Raw genomic sequence first — 23430 nt, forward strand, 5'->3', positions numbered from 1 at the left:
CGGGAATAGCTCAGTTGGTAGAGCACGACCTTGCCAAGGTCGGGGTCGCGAGTTCGAGTCTCGTTTCCCGCTCCAAAATTTGAAAAGTGCTGCAAAGCACAGACCACCCAAGCGGGAATAGCTCAGTTGGTAGAGCACGACCTTGCCAAGGTCGGGGTCGCGAGTTCGAGTCTCGTTTCCCGCTCCAAATTCTTCTCTCAATAAAATATCCACAGCGACGCGATGCGTTATTGCTGGTTTTTGTTGTCTCTGACAAACTCTTGTAAACAGAGTTATCCACAGCCTCAGGCCGTAATCTTAACTTCAAAGAAACTTCGCACGGTGAATAGTATTTTTTTAACCTATTGATAGATAATTTAAAAATTAAGATTTCGTTTTGTCGAGTCGATCACTTGACGATTTTATTCGTCTTGAATTGCAATGCGTTTTTATTTTTATTCACAAGCTGTGGATGAATCAGGCGTCACGCGGTAACCCTTTTTCAATTACCCGAACCAGACGCTGTTTTTTCGGCAATTGCACTTCGACTATGCACGCATTTCGCCTCTCGATTTGCTGCGCCATCGCCCACGCTATGTGCTCATCAAGAAGTGGGTGCTCACCTTTGCGACTCTCCAGCGCCGCCAGAATCGTTTCATCCCAGGGCGCATTGCCTAATGCCACGGCGATATTACGCAGCCAGCGCAGGTGACCTATACGGCGAATCGCCGAACCTTCCGTGACTTTTAAAAACTTCTCTTCGCTCCAGGCGAATAACTCAATGAGTTCCGGTGCGTGTAGCGGCTTACGCGGGCTGAAATCGTCTTCTGTAGTGAGTTGTGAATAGCGATTCCACGGGCAGATAAGCTGGCAGTCATCGCAACCGTAAATACGGTTTCCCATTAACGGTCGCAACTCTTCCGGGATCGCCCCTTCCAGTTCGATGGTGAGATAAGAGATACAGCGGCGAGCATCGACGGTATATGGCTCGACGATGGCACCGGTCGGGCAAATCGTCATACAGGCCACGCATTTGCCGCATCCTTCCTCGACTGGTTGATCCACGGGCAGCGGAATATCGACCAGCAATTCGCCTAAAAAGAAGAACGAACCGGCCTCGCGATTGAGGATAAGTGAGTGCTTACCTGTCCAGCCGAGCCCAGCTTTTTCAGCTAACGGGCGCTCGAGAATAGGCGCAGAATCGACAAACGGTCTAAAATTCAGCGAAACACAATGTTGCTGAATCATCTCGCCCAGCTTTTTGAGTCGGTTGCGCAGAAGTTTGTGATAGTCACGGCCCAGCGCATAACGGCTAACATAGCCGAGTTTGGGGTTTTTCAGCGTGCTGGCAAATGCGGCGTTAGCAGGAAGGTAATTCATCCGCACGCTGATCACGCGCAGCGTACCGGGCAATAACTCATGGGGGCGAGCGCGCAGCATACCGTGACGTGCCATCCAGTCCATTTCGCCGTGGTATTGTTTGTCCAGCCATGCTTGCAGTTTGGGCTCGGACTCGCTGAGATCGGTATCGGTAATACCTACCTGCTGAAAGCCCAGTTCCAGCCCCCACTGTTTAATTTTTTGCGCTAACTGATTGAGATCGAGGGGCTCTGACATGACGGACCATACAATGAAGAAAAACCCCGTAAGTATACCACACACCGTCTGGTACGCCGACGATATCCGCCGCGGAGAACGCGAGGCGGCAGATGTGCTGGGGCTCACACTCTATGAGCTGATGCTTCGCGCTGGCGAAGCCGCATTCCAGGTGTGTCGCACGGCTTATCCTGACGCCCGCCACTGGCTGGTGCTGTGCGGTCATGGTAATAACGGCGGCGATGGCTACGTGGTCGCGCGACTGGCCAAAGCGGTCGGCATTGAGGTCACGTTGTTGGCCCAGGATAGCGACAAACCGTTGCCGGAAGAGGCCGCGCTGGCACGCGAAGCATGGTTAAACGCGGGTGGCGAGATCCATGCTTCGAATATTGTCTGGCCCGAATCGGTAGATCTGATTGTTGATGCGCTGCTCGGTACCGGCTTGCAGCAAGCGCCCCGCGAATCCATTAGCCAGTTAATCGACCACGCTAATTCCCATCCTGCGCCGATTGTGGCGGTTGATATCCCTTCCGGCCTGCTGGCTGAAACCGGCGCTACGCCAGGCGCAGTGATCAACGCCGATCACACCATCACTTTTATTGCGCTGAAACCAGGCTTGCTCACAGGAAAAGCGCGGGATGTTACAGGACAACTGCATTTTGACTCACTGGGGCTGGATAGCTGGCTGGCAGGTCAGGAGACGAAAATTCAGCGGTTTTCGGCAGAACAACTTTCTCACTGGCTGAAACCGCGTCGCCCGACTTCGCATAAAGGCGATCACGGGCGGCTGGTGATTATCGGTGGCGATCACGGCACGGCGGGGGCTATTCGTATGACGGGGGAAGCGGCGCTACGTGCTGGTGCTGGTTTAGTCCGAGTACTGACCCGCAGTGAGAACATTGCGCCGCTGCTGACTGCACGACCAGAATTGATGGTGCATGAACTGACTATGGACTCTCTTACCGAAAGCCTGGAATGGGCCGATGTGGTGGTGATTGGTCCCGGTCTGGGCCAGCAAGAGTGGGGGAAAAAAGCCCTGCAAAAAGTTGAGAATTTTCGCAAACCGATGTTGTGGGATGCCGATGCATTGAACCTGCTGGCAATCAATCCCGATAAGCGTCACAATCGCGTGATCACGCCGCATCCTGGCGAGGCCGCACGGTTGTTAGGCTGTTCCGTTGCTGAAATTGAAAGTGACCGCTTACTTTCGGCGCAACGTCTGGTACAACGTTACGGTGGCGTCGCGGTGCTGAAAGGTGCCGGAACCGTGGTCGCCGCCCATCCTGATTTATTAGGCATTATTGACGCCGGAAATGCAGGCATGGCGAGCGGCGGCATGGGCGATGTGCTCTCTGGTATTATTGGCGCATTGCTTGGGCAAAAACTATCGCCGTATGATGCAGCCTGTGCGGGCTGTGTCGCGCACGGTGCGGCAGCTGACGTACTGGCGGCGCGTTTTGGAACGCGCGGGATGCTGGCAACCGATCTCTTTTCCACGCTACAGCGTATTGTTAACCCGGAAGTGACTGATAAAAACCATGATGAATCGAGTAATTCCGCTCCCTGATGAGCAGGCAACATTAGACCTGGGCGAGCGGGTAGCGAAAGCCTGCGATGGCGCAACCGTAATCTATCTGTATGGCGATTTAGGCGCAGGTAAAACCACCTTTAGCCGGGGCTTTTTGCAGGCTTTGGGCCATCAGGGTAATGTCAAAAGCCCCACTTATACGCTGGTCGAACCCTATACGCTCGACAACTTAATGGTTTATCACTTTGATTTGTACCGCCTTGCCGATCCCGAGGAGCTGGAGTTTATGGGGATCCGCGATTATTTTGCCAACGATGCCATCTGCCTGGTGGAGTGGCCACAACAAGGTACAGGTGTTCTTCCTGACCCGGATGTCGAAATACACATTGATTATCAGGCACAAGGCCGTGAGGCGCGCGTGAGTGCGGTTTCCTCTGCGGGTGAATTGTTGCTGGCGCGTTTAGCCGGTTAACCTTTGAAAGGTGGCGGGATGATGTATCGCATCAGAAATTGGTTGGTAGCGACGTTGCTGCTGCTGTGCGCGCAGGTGGGTGCCGCGACGCTCTCTGATATTCAGGTTTCTAACGGCAATCAACAGGCGCGGATAACGTTGAGTTTTATTGGCGATCCTGATTATGCGTTTAGCCATCAAAGCAAACGCACCGTGGCGCTCGATATCAAACAAACGGGCGTGATTCAGGGACTGCCGTTGTTGTTCAGCGGTAATAATCTGGTGAAGGCGATTCGCTCCGGAACGCCTAAAGATGCACAAACGCTACGGCTGGTGGTCGATCTTACCGAAAACGGTAAAACCGAAGCGGTGAAGCGGCAGAATGGCAGCAATTACACTGTCGTCTTTACGATTAACGCAGATGTGCCACCGCCGCCGCCCGTGGTTGCGAAACGCGTTGAAACGCCTGCGGTTGTCGCACCGCGCGTCAGCGAACCGGCGCGCAATCCGTTTAAAACGGAAAGTAACCGCACTACGGGTGTTATCAGCAGTAATACGGTAACGCGTCCGGCAGCCCGCGCGACGGCTAACACTGGCGATAAAATTATCATCGCTATTGATGCCGGACACGGCGGTCAGGACCCTGGCGCTATCGGCCCCGGCGGTACGCGGGAGAAAAATGTCACCATCGCCATTGCGCGTAAATTACGTACCTTGCTCAATGACGATCCGATGTTTAAGGGCGTTTTAACCCGTGACGGGGATTACTTTATCTCGGTGATGGGGCGCAGCGATGTGGCACGTAAGCAAAACGCCAATTTCCTCGTGTCGATTCACGCTGATGCCGCACCGAACCGCAGTGCGACTGGCGCTTCCGTATGGGTGCTCTCTAACCGTCGCGCCAACAGCGAAATGGCCAGCTGGCTGGAGCAGCACGAGAAACAGTCGGAGCTGCTGGGCGGGGCGGGTGATGTGCTGGCGAACAGTCAGTCTGACCCCTATTTAAGCCAGGCGGTGCTGGATTTACAGTTCGGTCATTCCCAGCGGGTAGGGTATGATGTAGCGACCAGTATGATCAGTCAGTTGCAACGCATTGGCGAAATACATAAACGTCGGCCAGAACATGCCAGCCTTGGCGTTCTGCGTTCGCCGGATATCCCATCAGTACTGGTCGAAACCGGTTTTATCAGCAACAACAGCGAAGAACGTTTGCTGGCGAGCGACGATTACCAACAACAGCTGGCAGAAGCCATTTACAAAGGCCTGCGCAATTATTTCCTTGCGCATCCGATGCAATCTGCGCCGCAGGGGGCAACGGCACAAACGGCCAGTACGGTGACGACGCCAGATCGCACGCTGCCAAACTAAGGACGATTGATGCCAATTCAGGTCTTACCGCCACAACTGGCGAACCAGATTGCCGCAGGTGAGGTGGTCGAGCGACCTGCGTCGGTAGTCAAAGAACTGGTGGAAAACAGCCTCGATGCAGGTGCGACGCGTATCGATATTGATATCGAACGCGGTGGGGCGAAACTTATCCGCATTCGTGATAACGGCTGCGGTATCAAAAAAGACGAGCTGGCGCTGGCGCTGGCGCGTCATGCCACCAGTAAAATCGCCTCTCTGGACGATCTCGAAGCCATTATCAGCCTGGGCTTTCGCGGTGAGGCGCTGGCGAGTATCAGTTCGGTTTCCCGCCTGACGCTCACTTCACGCACCGCAGAACAGCAGGAAGCCTGGCAGGCCTATGCCGAAGGGCGCGATATGGACGTGACGGTTAAACCGGCGGCGCATCCGGTGGGAACGACGCTGGAGGTACTGGACCTGTTCTACAACACCCCGGCGCGGCGCAAATTCCTGCGCACCGAGAAAACCGAATTTAACCATATCGATGAAATCATCCGCCGCATCGCACTGGCGCGTTTCGACGTCACGATCAACCTGTCGCATAACGGCAAAATCGTACGCCAGTACCGCGCGGTGCCGGAAGGCGGGCAAAAAGAACGGCGCTTAGGCGCGATTTGTGGCACCGCTTTTCTCGAACAAGCGCTGGCGATTGAATGGCAACACGGCGATCTCACGCTGCGCGGCTGGGTGGCCGATCCAAATCACACCACGCCCGCACTGGCGGAAATTCAGTATTGCTACGTGAATGGTCGCATGATGCGCGATCGCCTGATCAATCACGCGATCCGCCAGGCCTGTGAAGACAAACTGGGGGCCGATCAGCAACCTGCATTTGTGTTGTATCTGGAGATCGACCCGCATCAGGTGGACGTCAACGTACACCCCGCCAAACACGAAGTGCGTTTCCATCAGTCGCGTCTGGTGCATGATTTTATCTATCAGGGCGTGCTGAGCGTGCTACAACAGCAACTGGAAACGCCGCTACCGCTGGACGATGAACCCCAACCTGCACCGCGTCCCATTCCGGAAAACCGCGTGGCGGCGGGGCGCAATCACTTTGCAGAACCGGCAGCTCGTGAGCCGGTAGCTTCGCGCTACTCTCCTGCGCCCGCCTCAGGCAGTCGTCCGGCTGCCCCTTGGCCGAATGCGCAGCCAGGCTATCAGAAACAGCAAGGTGAAGTGTATCGCCAGCTTTTGCAAACGCCCGCGCCGATGCAAAAACCAAAAGCGCCGGAACCGCAGGAACCTGCACTTGCGGCGAACAGTCAGAGTTTTGGTCGGGTACTGACTATCGTCCATTCCGACTGTGCGTTGCTGGAGCGCGACGGCAACATTTCACTTTTAGCCTTGCCAGTGGCAGAACGTTGGCTGCGTCAGGCACAATTGACGCCGGGTGAAGCGTCCGTTTGCGCCCAGCCGTTGCTGATTCCGTTGCGGCTAAAAGTTTCTGGCGAAGAAAAATCGGCATTAGAAAAAGCGCAGTCTGCCCTGGCGGAATTGGGTATTGAATTTCAGTCCGATGCGCAGCATGTGACCATCAGGGCCGTGCCTTTACCCTTACGCCAACAAAATTTACAAATCTTGATTCCTGAACTGATAGGCTACCTGGCGAAGCAGTCCGTATTCGAACCTGGCAATATTGCGCAGTGGATTGCACGAAATCTGATGAGCGAACATGCGCAGTGGTCAATGGCACAGGCCATAACCCTGCTGGCGGACGTGGAACGGTTATGTCCGCAACTTGTGAAAACGCCGCCGGGTGGTCTGTTACAATCTGTTGATTTACATCCGGCGATAAAAGCCCTGAAAGATGAGTGATATCAGTAAGGCGAGCCTGCCTAAGGCGATTTTTTTGATGGGGCCGACGGCCTCCGGTAAAACGGCGTTAGCCATTGAGCTGCGTAAAATTTTACCAGTAGAGTTGATAAGCGTTGATTCTGCCCTTATTTACAAAGGGATGGATATCGGGACGGCGAAGCCGAACGCTGAAGAGTTACTCGCCGCGCCGCACCGATTGCTGGATATTCGCGATCCGTCGCAGGCTTACTCGGCTGCTGATTTTCGCCGCGATGCGCTGGCGGAGATGGCCGATATCACCGCGGCGGGGCGGATCCCACTGTTAGTGGGCGGTACGATGTTGTATTTCAAGGCATTGCTGGAAGGGTTGTCGCCGCTACCGTCGGCAGACCCGGAAGTGCGGGCCAGAATTGAGCAACAGGCGGCAGAGCAAGGTTGGGAGTCATTGCATCGTCAACTTCAGGAGATCGATCCGGTTGCGGCAGCAAGGATTCATCCAAATGATCCACAAAGGCTTTCCCGGGCACTGGAAGTTTTTTTCATTTCGGGTAAAACTTTAACGGAACTGACGCAAACGTCAGGAGACGCTCTACCGTATCAGGTGCATCAGTTCGCCATCGCCCCGGCGAGCCGTGAACTGCTCCATCAACGCATTGAGCAGCGTTTTCATCAGATGTTGGCTTCAGGTTTTGAAGCAGAAGTCCGGGCGCTTTTTGCCCGAGGAGATTTGCATACGGACTTGCCTTCCATTCGTTGCGTGGGTTATCGCCAGATGTGGTCTTACCTTGAAGGCGAAATCTCATACGATGAAATGGTTTATCGAGGTGTTTGCGCCACGAGACAGTTGGCGAAGCGGCAGATAACCTGGCTGCGTGGTTGGGAAGGGGTTCACTGGCTTGATAGTGAAAAACCAGAACAGGCGCGTGACGAAGTATTACAGGTTGTTGGTGCTATCGCAGGCTGAATGTGTACAATTGAGACGTATCGTGCGCAATTTTTTCAGAATCGAAAGGTTCAAAGTACAAATAAGCATATAAGGAAAAGAGAGAATGGCTAAGGGGCAATCTTTACAAGATCCGTTCCTGAACGCACTGCGTCGGGAACGTGTTCCAGTTTCTATTTATTTGGTGAATGGTATTAAGCTGCAAGGGCAAATCGAGTCTTTTGATCAGTTCGTGATCCTGTTGAAAAACACGGTCAGCCAGATGGTTTACAAGCACGCGATTTCTACTGTTGTCCCGTCTCGCCCGGTTTCTCATCACAGTAACAACGCCGGTGGCGGTACCAGCAGTAACTACCATCATGGTAGCAGCGCGCAGAATACTTCCGCGCAACAGGACAGCGAAGAAACCGAATAAGGTTTCGGGCTGTTTTTTTTACACGGGGAGCCAGCGATCCTGCGTTCCCCGCTGATCTATTTAGAGGGTTATACGCTTGTTTGACCGTTATGATGCTGGTGAGCAGGCGGTACTGGTACACATCTATTTTACGCAAGACAAAGATATGGAAGACCTCCAGGAGTTTGAATCTCTGGTCTCTTCCGCCGGTGTCGAAGCATTGCAGGTGATTACCGGTAGCCGTAAAGCGCCGCACCCAAAGTATTTTGTAGGTGAAGGTAAAGCAGTTGAAATTGCGGAAGCTGTCAAAGCGACGGGTGCTTCGGTCGTTCTTTTTGACCATGCCCTGAGCCCGGCGCAAGAGCGTAACCTGGAGCGTTTGTGCGAGTGTCGTGTTATCGACCGCACCGGCCTTATTTTAGATATTTTCGCCCAACGTGCGCGTACCCATGAGGGTAAGTTGCAGGTTGAGCTGGCGCAGCTGCGCCATCTGGCTACGCGCCTGGTGCGTGGCTGGACCCACCTTGAAAGACAGAAAGGCGGGATTGGTTTGCGTGGTCCGGGTGAAACCCAGCTCGAAACCGACCGTCGTTTGTTGCGTAATCGCATCGTGCAGATACAGTCGCGCCTGGAAAGAGTTGAAAAGCAGCGTGAGCAGGGGCGGCAATCGCGTATCAAAGCCGACGTTCCTACTGTTTCGCTGGTGGGATATACCAACGCCGGTAAATCTACCCTTTTCAATCGCATCACCGAAGCGCGGGTCTACGCGGCAGACCAGTTGTTTGCCACCCTCGACCCGACGTTGCGGCGTATTGACGTTGCAGATGTCGGTGAAACCGTACTTGCAGATACCGTAGGGTTTATTCGCCACCTGCCGCACGATCTGGTGGCAGCATTTAAAGCCACGTTACAAGAGACGCGGCAAGCCACATTACTGCTGCACGTCATTGATGCGGCGGATGTGCGTGTACAAGAAAACATCGAAGCGGTGAATACGGTTCTTGAAGAGATCGACGCTCACGAGATCCCAACCCTGCTGGTGATGAACAAGATCGATATGCTGGAAGATTTCGAACCGCGTATTGATCGGGACGAAGAGAACAAACCGATCCGTGTCTGGCTTTCCGCACAGACCGGAGCGGGGATACCACAGCTTTTTCAGGCTTTGACGGAGCGGCTTTCCGGCGAGGTGGCGCAGCATACATTGCGTCTGCCACCGCAGGAAGGGCGTCTGAGAAGTCGTTTTTATCAGCTTCAGGCAATAGAAAAAGAGTGGATGGAGGAGGACGGCAGCGTAAGTCTGCAAGTTCGTATGCCGATCGTTGACTGGCGTCGCCTCTGTAAACAAGAACCGGCGTTGATCGATTACCTGATCTAACGGCGTAGCGTCTGAAGCGTGGAGTCATATCCTCTGGCGTCGAAAGACAACAGGGATCACCGCATAACAAATATGGAGCACAAACATGGCGTGGAATCAGCCCGGTAATAACGGACAAGACCGCGACCCGTGGGGAAGCAGCAAACCTGGCGGCAACTCTGAGGGAAATGGAAACAAAGGCGGTCGCGATCAAGGGCCACCTGATTTAGATGATATCTTCCGCAAACTGAGCAAAAAGCTCGGTGGTCTGGGCGGCGGTAAAGGCACCGGATCTGGCGGTGGCAGTTCATCGCAAGGCCCGCGCCCGCAGCTTGGCGGTCGTGTCGTTACCATCGCAGCGGCAGCGATTGTCATTATCTGGGCGGCCAGTGGTTTCTATACCATTAAAGAAGCCGAACGCGGCGTGGTAACACGCTTTGGTAAATTCAGCCATCTGGTTGAGCCAGGTCTGAACTGGAAACCGACGTTTATCGACGAAGTCAAACCGGTGAACGTGGAAGCCGTGCGTGAACTGGCCGCTTCTGGTGTGATGCTGACGTCGGACGAGAACGTAGTGCGCGTTGAGATGAACGTGCAGTACCGCGTCACCAATCCGGAAAAATATCTGTATAGCGTGACCAGCCCGGATGACAGCCTGCGTCAGGCTACCGACAGCGCCCTGCGTGGAGTTATCGGTAAATACACCATGGACCGCATTCTGACGGAAGGTCGTACCGTGATTCGTAGCGATACCCAGCGCGAACTGGAAGAGACGATTCGTCCGTATGACATGGGTATCACTCTGCTGGACGTCAACTTCCAGGCAGCTCGTCCGCCGGAAGAAGTAAAAGCGGCGTTTGACGATGCGATTGCCGCGCGTGAAAACGAACAGCAATACATTCGTGAAGCAGAAGCGTATACCAACGAAGTTCAGCCGCGTGCGAACGGTCAGGCGCAACGTATCCTCGAAGAGGCGCGTGCGTACAAGGCCCAGACCATCCTGGAAGCTCAGGGTGAAGTGGCGCGCTTTGCTAAACTTCTGCCGGAATATAAAGCCGCGCCGGAAATTACTCGCGAGCGTCTGTATATCGAGACGATGGAAAAAGTGTTGGGCAACACCCGCAAAGTGCTGGTTAACGACAAAGGTGGCAACCTGATGGTTCTGCCGTTAGACCAGATGCTGAAAGGTGGTAACGCCCCTGCGGCGAAGAGCGATAACGGTGCCAGCAATCTGCTGCGTCTGCCGCCAGCCTCTTCCTCCACAACCAGTGGAGCAAGCAACACGTCGTCCACCAGTCAGGGCGATATTATGGACCAACGCCGCGCCAATGCGCAGCGTAACGACTACCAGCGTCAGGGGGAATAACGATGCGTAAGTCAGTTATCGCGATTATCATCATCGTGCTGGTAGTGCTTTACATGTCTGTCTTTGTCGTCAAAGAAGGTGAGCGCGGTATTACGCTGCGTTTTGGTAAGGTACTGCGTGACGATGACAACAAACCTCTGGTTTATGAGCCGGGTCTGCATTTCAAGATACCGTTCATTGAAACGGTGAAAATGCTCGACGCACGTATTCAGACCATGGACAACCAGGCCGACCGCTTTGTGACCAAAGAGAAGAAAGACCTGATCGTCGACTCTTACATCAAATGGCGCATCAGCGATTTCAGCCGTTACTACCTGGCAACGGGTGGTGGCGACATTTCGCAAGCGGAAGTGCTGTTGAAACGTAAGTTCTCTGACCGTCTGCGTTCTGAAATTGGTCGCCTGGACGTGAAAGATATCGTCACTGATTCCCGTGGTCGTCTGACCCTCGAAGTACGTGACGCGCTGAACTCCGGTTCTGCGGGTACAGAAGATGAAGTTACTACCCCGGCGGCAGATAACGCCATTGCCGAAGCGGCAGAGCGCGTAACGGCTGAGACGAAGGGCAAAGTTCCGGTCATCAACCCGAACAGTATGGCGGCGCTGGGTATTGAAGTTGTCGATGTGCGTATCAAGCAGATCAACCTGCCGACTGAAGTGTCTGAAGCGATCTACAACCGTATGCGCGCCGAGCGTGAAGCGGTAGCGCGTCGTCACCGTTCACAAGGTCAGGAAGAAGCGGAAAAACTGCGCGCGACTGCCGACTATGAAGTGACCAGAACGCTGGCAGAAGCTGAGCGTCAGGGCCGTATCATGCGTGGTGAAGGCGATGCCGAAGCAGCCAAACTGTTTGCTGATGCATTCAGTAAAGATCCGGACTTCTACGCATTCATCCGTAGCCTGCGTGCTTATGAGAACAGCTTCTCTGGCAATCAGGACGTGATGGTCATGAGCCCGGATAGCGATTTCTTCCGCTACATGAAGACGCCGACTTCCGCAACGCGTTAATATAACGACTGCGGTACAGGTCAATAAAGCCACCGCATCCTCAGGGATGTCGGTGGTTTTCTTTTTCTATAAGGATAATGAATGAATTCGACAATCTGGCTGGCGCTTGCCCTGGTTTTGGTACTGGAAGGTTTAGGGCCGATGCTTTACCCGAAGGCATGGAAGAAGATGATCTCTGCGATGTCCAATTTGCCCGATAATATTTTACGTCGTTTTGGCGGTGGACTTGTGGTTGCGGGCGTTGTGGTCTACTACATGTTGAGGAAAACGATTGGCTGAACAAAAAACAGACTGATCGAGGTCATTTTTGAGTGCAAAAAGTGCTGTAACTCTGAAAAAGCGATGGTAGAATCCATTTTTAAGCAAACGGTGATTTTGAAAAATGGGTAACAACGTCGTCGTACTGGGCACCCAATGGGGTGACGAAGGTAAAGGTAAGATCGTCGATCTTCTGACTGAACGGGCTAAATATGTTGTACGCTACCAGGGCGGTCACAACGCAGGCCATACTCTCGTAATCAACGGTGAAAAAACCGTTCTCCATCTTATTCCATCAGGTATTCTCCGCGAGAATGTAACCAGCATCATCGGTAACGGTGTTGTGCTGTCTCCGGCCGCGCTGATGAAAGAGATGAAAGAACTGGAAGACCGTGGCATCCCCGTTCGTGAGCGTCTGCTGCTGTCTGAAGCATGTCCGCTGATCCTTGATTATCACGTTGCGCTGGATAACGCGCGTGAGAAAGCGCGTGGCGCGAAAGCGATCGGCACCACCGGTCGTGGTATCGGGCCTGCTTATGAAGATAAAGTGGCACGTCGCGGTCTGCGTGTTGGCGACCTTTTCGACAAAGAAACCTTCGCTGAAAAACTGAAAGAAGTGATGGAATATCACAACTTCCAGTTGGTTAACTACTACAAAGCTGAAGCGGTTGATTACCAGAAAGTTCTGGATGATACGATGGCTGTTGCCGACATCCTGACTTCTATGGTGGTTGACGTTTCTGACCTGCTCGACCAGGCGCGTCAGCGTGGCGATTTCGTCATGTTCGAAGGTGCGCAGGGTACGCTGCTGGATATCGACCACGGTACTTATCCGTACGTAACTTCTTCCAACACCACTGCTGGTGGCGTGGCGACCGGTTCCGGCCTGGGCCCGCGTTATGTTGATTACGTTCTGGGTATCCTCAAAGCTTACTCCACTCGTGTGGGTGCAGGTCCATTCCCGACTGAACTGTTTGATGAAACTGGCGAGTTCCTCTGCAAGCAGGGTAACGAATTCGGCGCAACTACGGGTCGTCGTCGTCGTACCGGCTGGCTGGACACCGTTGCCGTTCGTCGTGCGGTACAGTTGAACTCCCTGTCTGGCTTCTGCCTGACTAAACTGGACGTTCTGGATGGCCTGAAAGAGGTTAAACTCTGCGTGGCTTACCGTATGCCGGATGGTCGTGAAGTGACTACCACTCCGCTGGCAGCTGACGACTGGAAAGGTGTAGAGCCGATTTACGAAACCATGCCGGGCTGGTCTGAATCCACCTTCGGCGTGAAAGATCGTAGCGGTCTGCCGCAGGCGGCGCTGAACTACATCAAACGTATTGAAGAGCTGACCGGTGTGCCGATCGATATCATCTCTACCGGTCCGGATCGTACTGAAACCATGATTCTGCGCGACCCGTTCGACGCGTAATTCTGGTACGCCTGGCAGATATTTTGCCTGCCGGGCTAACAGTGTGATACATTGCTGTGTCGGTTAAGCCATTACGCTATCCGACACAGTGTTAAATCCTCGCTTTTTTCCTTCCCCGAACTGAAATAAATTAGCGACACAGCTTGTGGCTGGTTTATCATCAATATAAATGTATTTTTTCCCGATTTCCCTTTTGAGGTTGATGTGCAGTTAACGAGTTTCACTGATTACGGATTACGTGCGCTGATCTACATGGCGTCATTGCCAGAAGGGCGGATGACCAGTATTTCTGAAGTGACTGACGTCTACGGCGTCTCCCGTAATCATATGGTCAAAATAATCAATCAACTTAGTCGTGCCGGCTACGTGACTGCTGTTCGTGGAAAAAATGGCGGCATTCGCCTGGGTAAACCGGCGAGTGCGATACGTATTGGTGATGTGGTGCGCGAGCTGGAGCCCTTATCGCTGGTGAATTGCAGCAGTGAGTTTTGCCACATTACACCTGCCTGTCGGTTGAAACAGGCGCTTTCTAAGGCCGTGCAAAGTTTTCTTACGGAACTGGATAACTACACGCTTGCCGATTTGGTTGAAGAGAATCAACCGCTTTATAAATTATTGCTGGTGGAGTGACGAAAATCTTCATCAGAGATGACAACGGAGGAACCGAGATGTCACAAGATCCTTTCCAGGAACGCGAAGCTGAAAAATACGCGAATCCCATCCCTAGTCGGGAATTTATCCTCGAACATTTAACCAAACGTGAAAAACCGGCCAGCCGTGATGAGCTGGCGGTAGAACTGCACATTGAAGGCGAAGAGCAGCTTGAAGGCCTGCGTCGCCGCCTGCGCGCGATGGAGCGCGATGGTCAACTGGTCTTCACTCGTCGTCAGTGCTATGCGCTGCCGGAACGCCTCGACCTGGTGAAAGGTACCGTTATTGGCCACCGTGATGGCTACGGCTTTCTGCGGGTTGAAGGGCGTAAAGATGATTTGTATCTCTCCAGCGAGCAGATGAAAACCTGCATTCATGGCGATCAGGTGCTGGCGCAGCCGCTGGGCGCTGACCGTAAAGGTCGTCGTGAAGCGCGTATTGTCCGCGTACTGGTGCCAAAAACCAGCCAGATTGTTGGTCGCTACTTTACCGAAGCGGGCGTCGGCTTTGTGGTTCCTGACGATAGCCGTCTGAGCTTCGATATCTTAATCCCGCCCGATCAGATCATGGGCGCGCGGATGGGCTTTGTGGTCGTAGTCGAACTGACTCAGCGTCCGACTCGCCGCACCAAAGCGGTGGGTAAAATCGTCGAAGTCCTTGGCGATAATATGGGCACCGGCATGGCGGTTGATATCGCTCTGCGTACCCATGAAATTCCGTACATCTGGCCGCAGGCTGTTGAGCAACAGGTTGCCGGGCTGAAAGAAGAAGTGCCGGAAGAAGCAAAAGCGGGCCGTGTTGATCTGCGCGATTTACCGCTGGTCACCATTGATGGCGAAGACGCCCGTGACTTTGACGATGCAGTTTACTGCGAGAAAAAACGCGGCGGCGGCTGGCGTTTATGGGTCGCGATTGCTGACGTCAGCTACTATGTGCGTCCGCCAACGCCGCTGGACAGAGAAGCGCGTAACCGTGGCACGTCGGTGTACTTCCCTTCGCAGGTTATCCCGATGCTGCCGGAAGTGCTCTCTAACGGTCTGTGCTCGCTCAATCCGCAGGTAGACCGCCTGTGTATGGTGTGCGAGATGACGGTTTCGTCGAAAGGCCGCCTGACGGGCTACAAATTCTACGAAGCGGTGATGAGCTCTCACGCGCGTCTGACCTACACCAAAGTCTGGCATATTCTGCAGGGCGATCAGGATCTGCGCGAGCAGTACGCTCCGCTGGTTAAGCATCTCGAAGAGTTGCATAACCTCTATAAAGTGCTGGATAAAGCCCGTGAAGAACGTGGCGGGATCTCATTTGAGAGCGAAGAAGCGAAGTTTATTTTCAACGCTGAACGCCGTATTGAGCGTATCGAACAGACTCAGCGTAACGACGCGCACAAGTTAATTGAAGAGTGCATGATTCTGGCGAATATCTCGGCGGCGCGTTTCGTTGAGAAAGCCAAAGAACCGGCACTGTTCCGTATTCACGACAAGCCGAGCACCGAAGCGATTACCTCTTTCCGTTCAGTGCTGGCAGAGCTGGGGCTGGAACTGCCGGGCGGTAACAAGCCGGAACCGCGCGACTACGCGGAGCTGCTGGAGTCGGTTGCCGACCGTCCTGATGCAGAAATGCTGCAAACCATGCTGCTGCGCTCGATGAAACAGGCGATTTACGATCCGGAAAACCGTGGTCACTTTGGCCTGGCATTGCAGTCCTATGCGCACTTTACTTCGCCGATTCGTCGTTATCCTGACCTGACGCTGCACCGCGCCATTAAGTATCTGTCGGCGAAAGAGCAGGGGCATCAGGGCAACACCACTGAAACCGGTGGCTACCATTATTCGATGGAAGAGATGCTGCAACTGGGTCAGCACTGTTCGATGGCGGAACGTCGTGCCGACGAAGCAACGCGCGATGTGGCTGACTGGCTGAAGTGTGACTTCATGCTCGACCAGGTAGGTAACGTCTTTAAAGGCGTAATTTCCAGCGTCACTGGCTTTGGCTTCTTCGTCCGTCTGGACGACTTGTTCATTGATGGGCTGGTCCATGTCTCTTCGCTGGACAATGACTACTATCGCTTTGACCAGGTAGGGCAACGCCTGATGGGTGAATCCAGCGGCCAGACTTATCGCCTGGGCGATCGCGTGGAAGTTCGCGTCGAAGCGGTTAATATGGACGAGCGCAAAATCGACTTTAGCCTGATCTCCAGCGAACGCGCACCGCGCAACGTCGGTAAAACGGCGCGCGAGAAAGCGAAAAAAGGCGATGCAGGTAAAAAAGGCGGCAAGCGTCGTCAGGTCGGTAAAAAGGTAAACTTTGAGCCAGACAGCGCCTTCCGCGGTGAGAAAAAAACGAAGCCGAAAGCAGCGAAGAAAGACGCGAGAAAAGCGAAAAAGCCATCGGCGAAAACGCAGAAAATAGCTGCAGCGACCAAAGCGAAGCGTGCGGCGAAGAAAAAAGTGGCAGAGTGATCATTACCCTCTTCAAACAGAAGAGGGTTAGATTGCTGACAAAATGCGCTTTGTTCATGCCGGATGCGGCGTGAACGCCTTATCCGGCCTACATAATCACGCAAATTCAATATATTGCAGGGATCATGTAGACCGGATAAACGTAGTGCATCAGGCAAAACGTAAACAACGAGTACATTAATGAGCGAAATGATTTACGGCATCCACGCAGTGCAGGCCCTGCTGGAGCGCGCCCCTGAACGTTTTCAGGAAGTCTTTATTTTAAAAGGCCGTGAAGATAAACGTCTGTTACCGCTGATTCACGCCCTTGAGTCTCAGGGCGTGGTTATCCAGTTGGCAAACCGCCAATATCTCGACGAGAAAAGCGACGGTGCCGTGCATCAGGGCATTATCGCCCGCGTGAAGCCAGGACGTCAGTATCAGGAAAACGATCTGCCGGATCTGATCGCTTCGCTCGATCAACCGTTCCTGCTGATCCTCGACGGTGTAACCGATCCGCACAACCTCGGCGCGTGCCTGCGTAGCGCGGACGCTGCTGGCGTTCACGCGGTGATTGTGCCGAAAGATCGCTCCGCACAGCTCAACGCCACGGCGAAAAAAGTAGCCTGCGGCGCGGCAGAAAGCGTTCCACTGATTCGGGTGACTAACCTTGCGCGCACCATGCGTATGTTGCAGGAAGAGAATATCTGGATCGTCGGTACGGCAGGCGAGGCGGATCATACACTCTATCAGAGCAAAATGACCGGACGCCTGGCGCTGGTGATGGGCGCGGAAGGTGAAGGTATGCGTCGCCTGACCCGTGAACATTGCGATGAGTTGATCAGCATCCCAATGGCAGGAAGTGTTTCTTCTCTGAACGTTTCGGTTGCAACCGGAATTTGCTTATTTGAAGCGGTTCGTCAGCGCAGCTAGTTCCTCTGAATTATGAAAAGCCATCCAGATTTGGATGGTTTTTTTTTGTCTATAGCTGGTAAGATAATTACGTACTGCAAATATTCATTTTATTAATATTTAAACTAAATCTATATGGAATAATATATGACATGGAATCCGTTGGCGCTGGCGACGGCGCTGCAAACTGTACCTGAACAAAATATTGATGTAACAAATAGCGAGAACGCATTAATTATTAAAATGAATGATTATGGCGATTTGCAAATCAATATTCTTTTTACTTCCCGCCAAATGATTATCGAAACCTTTATTTGTCCGGTAAGTAGTATCAGCAATCCAGATAAATTTAATACCTTCTTATTAAGAAATCAGAAGATGATGCCGTTGTCATCGGTAGGAATCTCCAGCGTGCAACAGGAAGAGTATTACATTGTTTTCGGGGCGTTATCGCTTAAATCTTCTCTTGAAGATATCCTGCTTGAGATAACCTCGCTGGTAGATAACGCATTGGATCTGGCTGAAATTACAGAAGAATATTCACACTAATTACAAGGACGGGTATTTATGGGAATTTTAAAAAGTTTATTTACGCTGGGGAAATCGTTTATCTCCCAGGCGGAAGAATCCATTGAAGAAACCCAGGGTGTGCGCATGCTGGAACAGCATATTCGTGACGCTAAAGCTGAACTCGATAAAGCCGGAAAATCTCGCGTTGATCTGCTGGCGCGGGTGAAATTAAGTCACGATAAGCTGAAAGATTTACGTGAGCGCAAAGCCAGTCTGGAAGCCCGTGCGCTGGAAGCGTTAAGCAAGAACGTTAATCCGTCGCTGATTAACGAAGTTGCTGAAGAAATCGCGCGCCTTGAGAATCTCATTACCGCTGAAGAGCAAGTGTTGTCGAATCTGGAAGTCTCCCGTGATGGCGTGGAAAAAGCAGTTACAGCGACAGCGCAGCGTATCGCTCAGTTTGAGCAGCAAATGGAAGTCGTTAAAGCCACTGAAGCCATGCAGCGTGCACAACAGGCTGTAACAACCTCTACCGTTGGCGCATCTTCCAGCGTTTCGACAGCGGCAGAATCCTTAAAACGCCTGCAAACGCGTCAGGCAGAACGTCAGGCTCGCCTGGATGCTGCCGCACAGTTGGAGAAAGTCGCAGACGGTCGCGACCTTGACGAAAAGCTGGCGGAAGCCGGAATTGGCGGTAGCAATAAAAGTAGCGCCCAGGATGTATTAGCAAGACTGCAACGCCAACAGGGCGAGTAATTTTTTTGCCAGCCTCACTGCAAGGCTGGCAACTATTTTAAGGATAAAATATGTCTGGTTTTTTCCAGCGTCTGTTTGGCAAGGATAATAAGCCTGCTATCGCTCGCGGTCCGCTGGGACTTCATCTCAATAGTGGCTTTACGCTCGACACGTTAGCGTTTCGTTTGCTGGAAGATGAATTGCTGATTGCGCTGCCGGGTGAGGAATTTACGGTAGCCGCTGTCAGCCACATCGATCTGGGCGGCGGTAGTCAGATTTTCCGCTACTACACTTCAGGCAATGAGTTTCTGCAAATCAATACCACCGGCGGCGAAGATATTGATGATATTGATGATATCAAGCTCTTTGTCTATGAAGAGAGCTACGGTATCAGTAAAGAGAGTCACTGGCGCGAGGCGATCAACGCCAAAACGATGGGGGCAATGACCTTAAACTGGCAGGAAAAACGCTGGCAGCGATTTTTTAACAGCGAAGAACCGGGAAATATCGAACCCGTCTACATGCTGGAAAAAGTAGAAAATCAAAATCATGCTAAATGGGAAGTCCATAATTTTACCATGGGCTACCAGCGGCAAGTGACCGAAGATACTTACGAATATTTGCTGCTAAATGGTGAGGAATCTTTTAACGATCTCGGCGAGCCAGAGTGGTTATTTTCGCGCGCGTTGGGTGTCGATATCCCGCTGACATCACTTCATATTATTGGTTAATTACAAGGACGTTTACAATGCATATACTGGATTCACTTCTTGCCTTTAGTGCCTATTTTTTTATTGGCGTGGCTATGGTGATTATTTTTCTGTTTATCTACTCCAAAATTACACCGCACAATGAATGGCAATTAATCAAAAACAATAATACCGCAGCGTCACTGGCGTTCAGCGGTACATTGTTGGGTTACGTGATCCCCTTATCCAGTGCGGCAATCAATGCGGTGAGTATTCCAGACTATTTCGCCTGGGGCGGGATTGCACTGGTGATTCAGTTACTCGTTTTTGCTGGTGTCAGACTTTATATGCCCGCATTAAGCGAAAAAATTATTAATCACAATACCGCAGCAGGAATGTTTATGGGAACCGCCGCGCTGGCTGGCGGTATTTTTAACGCAGCTTGTATGACATGGTAATGGACGATCATGGCCAGAAAACGCAAATCAAGAAATAACAGTAAAATTGGTCACGGAGCGATCAGTCGCATTGGTAGACCGAATAATCCTTTTGAACCGCGTCGCAATCGCTACGCACAAAAATACTTAACGTTGGCGCTAATGGGCGGTGCCGCTTTTTTAATAGTCAAAGGATGGAGTGAAAGTAGCGATGTCGATAACGACGGCGACGGAACGTTTTACTCGACTGTGCAGGATTGTATTGATGACGGTAATAATGCCGACATTTGCGCGCGTGGCTGGAACAACGCCAAAGCAGCATTTTATGCCGATGTTCCGAAGAATATGACTCAGCAGAATTGTCAGTCTAAGTACGAAAATTGCTACTACGACAACGTTGAACAGAGTTGGATCCCGGTCGTTTCTGGATTTTTGTTAAGCCGGGTTATTCGTAAAGATCGCGATGAGCAGTTTGTTTATAACAGCGGCGGTTCCTCTTTTGCTTCGCGCCCCGTCTGGCGCAACACTTCTGGTGATTACTCCTGGCGCTCCGGTTCTGGCAAAAAAGAGTCTTACTCTTCAGGCGGCTTTACCACCAGAAAAGCGTCGACCGTTTCGCGCGGCGGCTATGGTCGTTCTTCCAGCGCCCGTGGGCATTGGGGAGGCTAACCATGCTGAGACACAACGTTCCTGTGCGACGGGATCTGGACCAGATCGCCGCTGACAACGGTTTCGACTTTCATATCATCGACAATGAAATCTATTGGGATGAGAGTCGGGCTTACCGTTTTACTCTGCGCCAGATTGAAGAGCAGATCGAAAAACCGACTGCGGAACTGCATCAGATGTGCCTTGAGGTGGTGGATCGCGCGGTTAAAGACGAAGAGATCCTGACGCAACTGGCGATCCCGCCGTTGTACTGGGATGTGATCGCTGAAAGCTGGCGCGCACGCGATCCTTCGCTGTATGGCCGGATGGATTTTGCCTGGTGTGGCAATGCGCCGGTGAAGCTGCTGGAGTACAACGCCGATACGCCGACCTCGTTGTATGAGTCGGCTTATTTCCAGTGGTTGTGGCTGGAGGATGCCCGGCGCAGTGGCATTATTCCGCGTGATGCCGATCAGTACAATGCCATTCAGGAACGCCTGATTTCACGCTTTAGCGAGCTTTACAGTCGGGAACCGTTTTATTTTTGCTGCTGTCAGGACACCGATGAAGACAGGAGTACCGTGCTGTACTTGCAGGACTGCGCCCAGCAGGCAGGGCAGGAGTCGCGGTTTATCTACATTGAAGATCTCGGTTTGGGCGTCGGCGGCGTACTGACCGATCTTGATGATAATGTCATCCAGCGTGCATTTAAGCTGTATCCGCTGGAGTGGATGATGCGTGACGATAACGGTCCGCTGCTGCGCAAGCGTCGCGAGCAATGGGTGGAGCCGTTATGGAAAAGTATCTTGAGTAATAAAGGGCTAATGCCGCTGCTTTGGCGCTTCTTCCCTGGTCATCCTAACCTTCTTGCATCCTGGTTTGAGGGTGAAAAACCGCAGATTGCCGCTGGCGAAAGCTATGTGCGTAAACCGATCTACTCGCGCGAAGGCGGAAATGTCACCATTTTCGACGGCCAGAATAACGTCGTTGACCACGCTGATGGTGATTACGCCGATGAACCGATGATCTACCAGGCGTTTCAACCTCTGCCGCGATTTGGCGATAGCTACACACTCATCGGTAGCTGGATTGTCGATGATGAAGCGTGCGGAATGGGGATCCGTGAAGATAACACGCTGATCACCAAAGACACCTCACGTTTCATTCCGCATTACATTGCTGGATAAGAATGTTTTAGCAATCTCTTTCTGTCATGAATCCATGGCGGTGACCATACTAATGGTGACTGCCATTGATGGAGGGAGACACAGTGCACTGGCAAACTCACACCGTTTTTAATCAAGCTATACCATTAAATAACAGCAACTTATACCTGTCTGATGGCGCGCTTTGCGAAGCGGTAACGCGTGAAGGTGCTGGCTGGGATAGCGATTTTCTAGCCAGTATTGGTCAGCAGTTAGGAACGGCTGAATCCCTTGAACTGGGGCGGCTGGCGAATGTGAATCCGCCTGAATTATTGCGCTACGATGCGCAAGGACGCCGTCTGGACGATGTGCGTTTTCACCCCGCCTGGCACCTGCTGATGCAGGCGCTATGTACCAATCGGGTGCACAATCTTGCCTGGGAAGAAGACGCTCGCTCCGGCGCATTTGTGGCGCGCGCGGCGCGTTTTATGTTACATGCGCAGGTTGAGGCAGGGTCGTTATGTCCGATAACCATGACCTTTGCCGCCACGCCATTGTTGTTACAGATGTTACCCGCGCCGTTTCAGGACTGGACCACGCCGCTATTGAGCGATCGCTACGATTCTCACTTATTGCCAGGTGGGCAAAAACGCGGTTTGTTGATTGGCATGGGAATGACGGAAAAGCAGGGCGGTTCCGATGTTATGAGCAACACCACCCGTGCAGAGCGTCTGGAAGATGGCTCTTATCGGCTGGTGGGGCATAAATGGTTTTTCTCGGTTCCGCAAAGCGATGCGCATCTGGTGCTGGCGCAGACCGCGGGTGGTCTGTCCTGCTTTTTTGTGCCGCGCTTTTTGCCTGACGGGCAACGCAACGCGATTCGCCTCGAGCGGCTGAAAGATAAGCTGGGTAATCGCTCTAACGCCAGTTGCGAAGTGGAGTTTCAGGATGCCATTGGTTGGTTGTTGGGGCAGGAAGGGGAAGGAATTCGTCTGATCCTGAAAATGGGTGGGATGACGCGTTTTGATTGCGCCCTGGGTAGCCATGCCATGATGCGCCGTGCATTTTCGCTGGCGATTTATCATGCACATCAACGCCATGTTTTTGGTAATCCATTGATCCAACAGCCCCTTATGCGTCATGTCTTAAGTCGCATGGCACTTCAGCTTGAAGGGCAAACGGCGTTGCTGTTTCGTCTTGCGCGAGCGTGGGACCGGCGTGCCGATGCCAAAGAAGCCCTGTGGGCGCGTTTATTTACGCCTGCGGCAAAATTTGTGATCTGCAAAAGAGGTATGCCGTTTGTGGCCGAAGCGATGGAGGTGCTGGGCGGCATTGGTTATTGCGAGGAGAGCGAGCTGCCGCGGCTTTACCGGGAGATGCCGGTAAACAGTATTTGGGAAGGTTCCGGCAATATTATGTGCCTGGATGTGTTGCGCGTTCTCAATAAGCAAGCGGGCGTATACGACTTATTGTCGGAAGCATTTGTGGAAGTGAAAGGGCAGGATCGCTATTTTGATCGCGCGGTTCGTCGTTTACAGCAGCAGCTGCGTAAGCCAGCTGAAGAACTGGGGCGAGAGATTACTCATCAGCTATTCCTGCTGGGCTGCGGTGCGCAAATGTTGAAATATGCTTCTCCGCCAATGGCGCAGGCGTGGTGTCAGGTGATGTTAGATACGCGCGGCGGCGTACGGTTGTCAGAGCAGATCCAGAATGATTTATTGCTGCGGGCGACGGGGGGAGTGTGTGTGTAAGCGTATAC

The 23430-nt window shown here is 52.7% G+C and carries 23 protein-coding genes and 1 tRNA gene; 23 read left to right on the forward strand and 1 reads right to left on the reverse strand.

The genetic code is table 11. From position 1 onward, the window contains the following. Nucleotides 1-111: 111 nt before the first annotated feature. Nucleotides 112-187: transfer RNA gene (locus OQV04_RS06535), tRNA-Gly, on the forward strand. 233 nt (nucleotides 188-420) lie between these two features. After that, nucleotides 421-474 carry a hypothetical protein gene (locus OQV04_RS06540; RefSeq protein WP_010723271.1) on the forward strand — a complete coding sequence of 18 codons (54 nt, stop codon included), beginning with the start codon at nucleotides 421-423 and terminating at the stop codon, nucleotides 472-474. Here the strand turns inward: OQV04_RS06540 and queG are convergent. Further along, nucleotides 457-1596, reverse strand: a complete 1140-nt coding sequence (queG, locus tag OQV04_RS06545; protein WP_001294212.1) for a tRNA epoxyqueuosine(34) reductase QueG — start codon at nucleotides 1594-1596, stop codon at nucleotides 457-459. The genes OQV04_RS06540 and queG overlap by 18 nt on opposite strands. Between queG and nnr the strand changes: the two genes are divergently transcribed. The 21 genes from nnr (at nucleotide 1595) to OQV04_RS06650 (ending at nucleotide 23422) form a co-directional block, all read left to right on the forward strand. Then, on the forward strand, nucleotides 1595-3142 hold the full coding sequence (nnr, locus tag OQV04_RS06550; protein ID WP_077757443.1) for a bifunctional ADP-dependent NAD(P)H-hydrate dehydratase/NAD(P)H-hydrate epimerase: 1548 nt from the start codon (nucleotides 1595-1597) through the stop codon (nucleotides 3140-3142). The genes queG and nnr overlap by 2 nt on opposite strands. After that, complete coding sequence (tsaE, locus tag OQV04_RS06555) at nucleotides 3114-3575, forward strand: tRNA (adenosine(37)-N6)-threonylcarbamoyltransferase complex ATPase subunit type 1 TsaE (RefSeq protein WP_000981977.1); 462 nt, start codon at nucleotides 3114-3116, stop codon at nucleotides 3573-3575. The genes nnr and tsaE overlap by 29 nt, the downstream gene beginning before the upstream one ends. An 18-nt stretch (nucleotides 3576-3593) precedes the next feature. Then, on the forward strand, nucleotides 3594-4922 hold the full coding sequence (gene amiB / locus OQV04_RS06560) for an N-acetylmuramoyl-L-alanine amidase AmiB (RefSeq protein ID WP_032282036.1): 1329 nt from the start codon (nucleotides 3594-3596) through the stop codon (nucleotides 4920-4922). Nucleotides 4923-4931: 9 nt separating this feature from the next. Beyond that, nucleotides 4932-6779, forward strand: a complete 1848-nt coding sequence (mutL, locus tag OQV04_RS06565) for a DNA mismatch repair endonuclease MutL (protein WP_032282038.1) — start codon at nucleotides 4932-4934, stop codon at nucleotides 6777-6779. Continuing rightward, entirely contained in the window at nucleotides 6772-7722 is a 951-nt protein-coding gene (miaA, locus tag OQV04_RS06570; RefSeq protein ID WP_001280339.1) for a tRNA (adenosine(37)-N6)-dimethylallyltransferase MiaA, read from the forward strand. The genes mutL and miaA overlap by 8 nt, the downstream gene beginning before the upstream one ends. Before the next feature lie 85 nt (nucleotides 7723-7807). Beyond that, nucleotides 7808-8116 (forward strand): RNA chaperone Hfq, encoded by a 309-nt coding sequence (gene hfq, locus OQV04_RS06575; RefSeq protein WP_001051883.1) that lies wholly within the window; start codon nucleotides 7808-7810, stop codon nucleotides 8114-8116. Between the two features lie 76 nt (nucleotides 8117-8192). Then, nucleotides 8193-9473: a ribosome rescue GTPase HflX gene (gene hflX / locus OQV04_RS06580; protein ID WP_000460360.1), complete on the forward strand. Its 1281-nt coding sequence runs from the start codon at nucleotides 8193-8195 to the stop codon at nucleotides 9471-9473. 85 nt (nucleotides 9474-9558) lie between these two features. Further along, nucleotides 9559-10818 carry an FtsH protease activity modulator HflK gene (hflK, locus tag OQV04_RS06585; RefSeq protein ID WP_000312488.1) on the forward strand — a complete coding sequence of 420 codons (1260 nt, stop codon included), beginning with the start codon at nucleotides 9559-9561 and terminating at the stop codon, nucleotides 10816-10818. A gap of 2 nt (nucleotides 10819-10820) precedes the next feature. Then, complete coding sequence (hflC, locus tag OQV04_RS06590; protein WP_001232412.1) at nucleotides 10821-11825, forward strand: protease modulator HflC; 1005 nt, start codon at nucleotides 10821-10823, stop codon at nucleotides 11823-11825. 81 nt (nucleotides 11826-11906) lie between these two features. Beyond that, entirely contained in the window at nucleotides 11907-12104 is a 198-nt protein-coding gene (locus OQV04_RS06595; RefSeq protein WP_032282039.1) for a DUF2065 domain-containing protein, read from the forward strand. A 103-nt stretch (nucleotides 12105-12207) separates the two neighbouring features. After that, complete coding sequence (gene purA, locus OQV04_RS06600) at nucleotides 12208-13506, forward strand: adenylosuccinate synthase (protein ID WP_000527955.1); 1299 nt, start codon at nucleotides 12208-12210, stop codon at nucleotides 13504-13506. A gap of 204 nt (nucleotides 13507-13710) precedes the next feature. Then, a complete protein-coding gene (gene nsrR, locus OQV04_RS06605) occupies nucleotides 13711-14136 on the forward strand; it encodes a nitric oxide-sensing transcriptional repressor NsrR (RefSeq protein ID WP_001177639.1) in 426 nt (141 codons plus the stop codon). 38 nt (nucleotides 14137-14174) lie between these two features. Then, nucleotides 14175-16616: a ribonuclease R gene (rnr, locus tag OQV04_RS06610; protein ID WP_032282040.1), complete on the forward strand. Its 2442-nt coding sequence runs from the start codon at nucleotides 14175-14177 to the stop codon at nucleotides 16614-16616. 180 nt (nucleotides 16617-16796) lie between these two features. Beyond that, a complete protein-coding gene (gene rlmB / locus OQV04_RS06615; protein WP_001293282.1) occupies nucleotides 16797-17528 on the forward strand; it encodes a 23S rRNA (guanosine(2251)-2'-O)-methyltransferase RlmB in 732 nt (243 codons plus the stop codon). Between the two features lie 126 nt (nucleotides 17529-17654). Further along, nucleotides 17655-18056, forward strand: coding sequence for a YjfI family protein (locus OQV04_RS06620; protein WP_000220132.1), 402 nt, complete (start codon nucleotides 17655-17657; stop codon nucleotides 18054-18056). An 18-nt stretch (nucleotides 18057-18074) separates the two neighbouring features. After that, nucleotides 18075-18773, forward strand: a complete 699-nt coding sequence (locus OQV04_RS06625; protein WP_000511955.1) for a PspA/IM30 family protein — start codon at nucleotides 18075-18077, stop codon at nucleotides 18771-18773. Between the two features lie 50 nt (nucleotides 18774-18823). Further along, the gene (locus tag OQV04_RS06630) at nucleotides 18824-19483 is read left to right on the forward strand and encodes a YjfK family protein (protein WP_053292429.1); all 660 of its coding nucleotides are present in this window, start codon (nucleotides 18824-18826) and stop codon (nucleotides 19481-19483) included. A 17-nt stretch (nucleotides 19484-19500) separates the two neighbouring features. Then, complete coding sequence (locus OQV04_RS06635) at nucleotides 19501-19899, forward strand: DUF350 domain-containing protein (protein WP_000547760.1); 399 nt, start codon at nucleotides 19501-19503, stop codon at nucleotides 19897-19899. A gap of 9 nt (nucleotides 19900-19908) precedes the next feature. Then, the gene (locus OQV04_RS06640; protein WP_000101690.1) at nucleotides 19909-20547 is read left to right on the forward strand and encodes a DUF1190 domain-containing protein; all 639 of its coding nucleotides are present in this window, start codon (nucleotides 19909-19911) and stop codon (nucleotides 20545-20547) included. Nucleotides 20548-20549: 2 nt separating this feature from the next. Continuing rightward, the gene (locus OQV04_RS06645) at nucleotides 20550-21713 is read left to right on the forward strand and encodes a glutathionylspermidine synthase family protein (RefSeq protein WP_032282042.1); all 1164 of its coding nucleotides are present in this window, start codon (nucleotides 20550-20552) and stop codon (nucleotides 21711-21713) included. Nucleotides 21714-21796: 83 nt separating this feature from the next. After that, nucleotides 21797-23422: an isovaleryl-CoA dehydrogenase gene (locus tag OQV04_RS06650; RefSeq protein ID WP_032288382.1), complete on the forward strand. Its 1626-nt coding sequence runs from the start codon at nucleotides 21797-21799 to the stop codon at nucleotides 23420-23422. Nucleotides 23423-23430: the final 8 nt, after the last annotated feature.

The sequence above is a fragment of the Escherichia sp. Lx600-2 genome (assembly GCF_036662595.1).
Classification (GTDB): Bacteria; Pseudomonadota; Gammaproteobacteria; order Enterobacterales; family Enterobacteriaceae; genus Escherichia; species Escherichia coli.

Bases quoted from the DNA above. Each gene is read 5' to 3' on its own strand.
- nnr (WP_077757443.1), top strand. From the start codon at position 1,595: ATGACGGACCATACAATGAAGAAAAACCCCGTAAGTATACCACACACC.
- queG (WP_001294212.1), bottom strand. From the start codon at position 1,596: ATGTCAGAGCCCCTCGATCTCAATCAGTTAGCGCAAAAAATTAAACAG.
- tsaE (WP_000981977.1), top strand. From the start codon at position 3,114: ATGATGAATCGAGTAATTCCGCTCCCTGATGAGCAGGCAACATTAGAC.
- amiB (WP_032282036.1), top strand. From the start codon at position 3,594: ATGATGTATCGCATCAGAAATTGGTTGGTAGCGACGTTGCTGCTGCTG.
- mutL (WP_032282038.1), top strand. From the start codon at position 4,932: ATGCCAATTCAGGTCTTACCGCCACAACTGGCGAACCAGATTGCCGCA.
- miaA (WP_001280339.1), top strand. From the start codon at position 6,772: ATGAGTGATATCAGTAAGGCGAGCCTGCCTAAGGCGATTTTTTTGATG.
- hfq (WP_001051883.1), top strand. From the start codon at position 7,808: ATGGCTAAGGGGCAATCTTTACAAGATCCGTTCCTGAACGCACTGCGT.
- hflK (WP_000312488.1), top strand. From the start codon at position 9,559: ATGGCGTGGAATCAGCCCGGTAATAACGGACAAGACCGCGACCCGTGG.
- hflC (WP_001232412.1), top strand. From the start codon at position 10,821: ATGCGTAAGTCAGTTATCGCGATTATCATCATCGTGCTGGTAGTGCTT.
- OQV04_RS06595 (WP_032282039.1), top strand. From the start codon at position 11,907: ATGAATTCGACAATCTGGCTGGCGCTTGCCCTGGTTTTGGTACTGGAA.
- purA (WP_000527955.1), top strand. From the start codon at position 12,208: ATGGGTAACAACGTCGTCGTACTGGGCACCCAATGGGGTGACGAAGGT.
- rnr (WP_032282040.1), top strand. From the start codon at position 14,175: ATGTCACAAGATCCTTTCCAGGAACGCGAAGCTGAAAAATACGCGAAT.
- rlmB (WP_001293282.1), top strand. From the start codon at position 16,797: ATGAGCGAAATGATTTACGGCATCCACGCAGTGCAGGCCCTGCTGGAG.
- OQV04_RS06620 (WP_000220132.1), top strand. From the start codon at position 17,655: ATGACATGGAATCCGTTGGCGCTGGCGACGGCGCTGCAAACTGTACCT.
- OQV04_RS06625 (WP_000511955.1), top strand. From the start codon at position 18,075: ATGGGAATTTTAAAAAGTTTATTTACGCTGGGGAAATCGTTTATCTCC.
- OQV04_RS06630 (WP_053292429.1), top strand. From the start codon at position 18,824: ATGTCTGGTTTTTTCCAGCGTCTGTTTGGCAAGGATAATAAGCCTGCT.
- OQV04_RS06635 (WP_000547760.1), top strand. From the start codon at position 19,501: ATGCATATACTGGATTCACTTCTTGCCTTTAGTGCCTATTTTTTTATT.
- OQV04_RS06640 (WP_000101690.1), top strand. From the start codon at position 19,909: ATGGCCAGAAAACGCAAATCAAGAAATAACAGTAAAATTGGTCACGGA.
- OQV04_RS06645 (WP_032282042.1), top strand. From the start codon at position 20,550: ATGCTGAGACACAACGTTCCTGTGCGACGGGATCTGGACCAGATCGCC.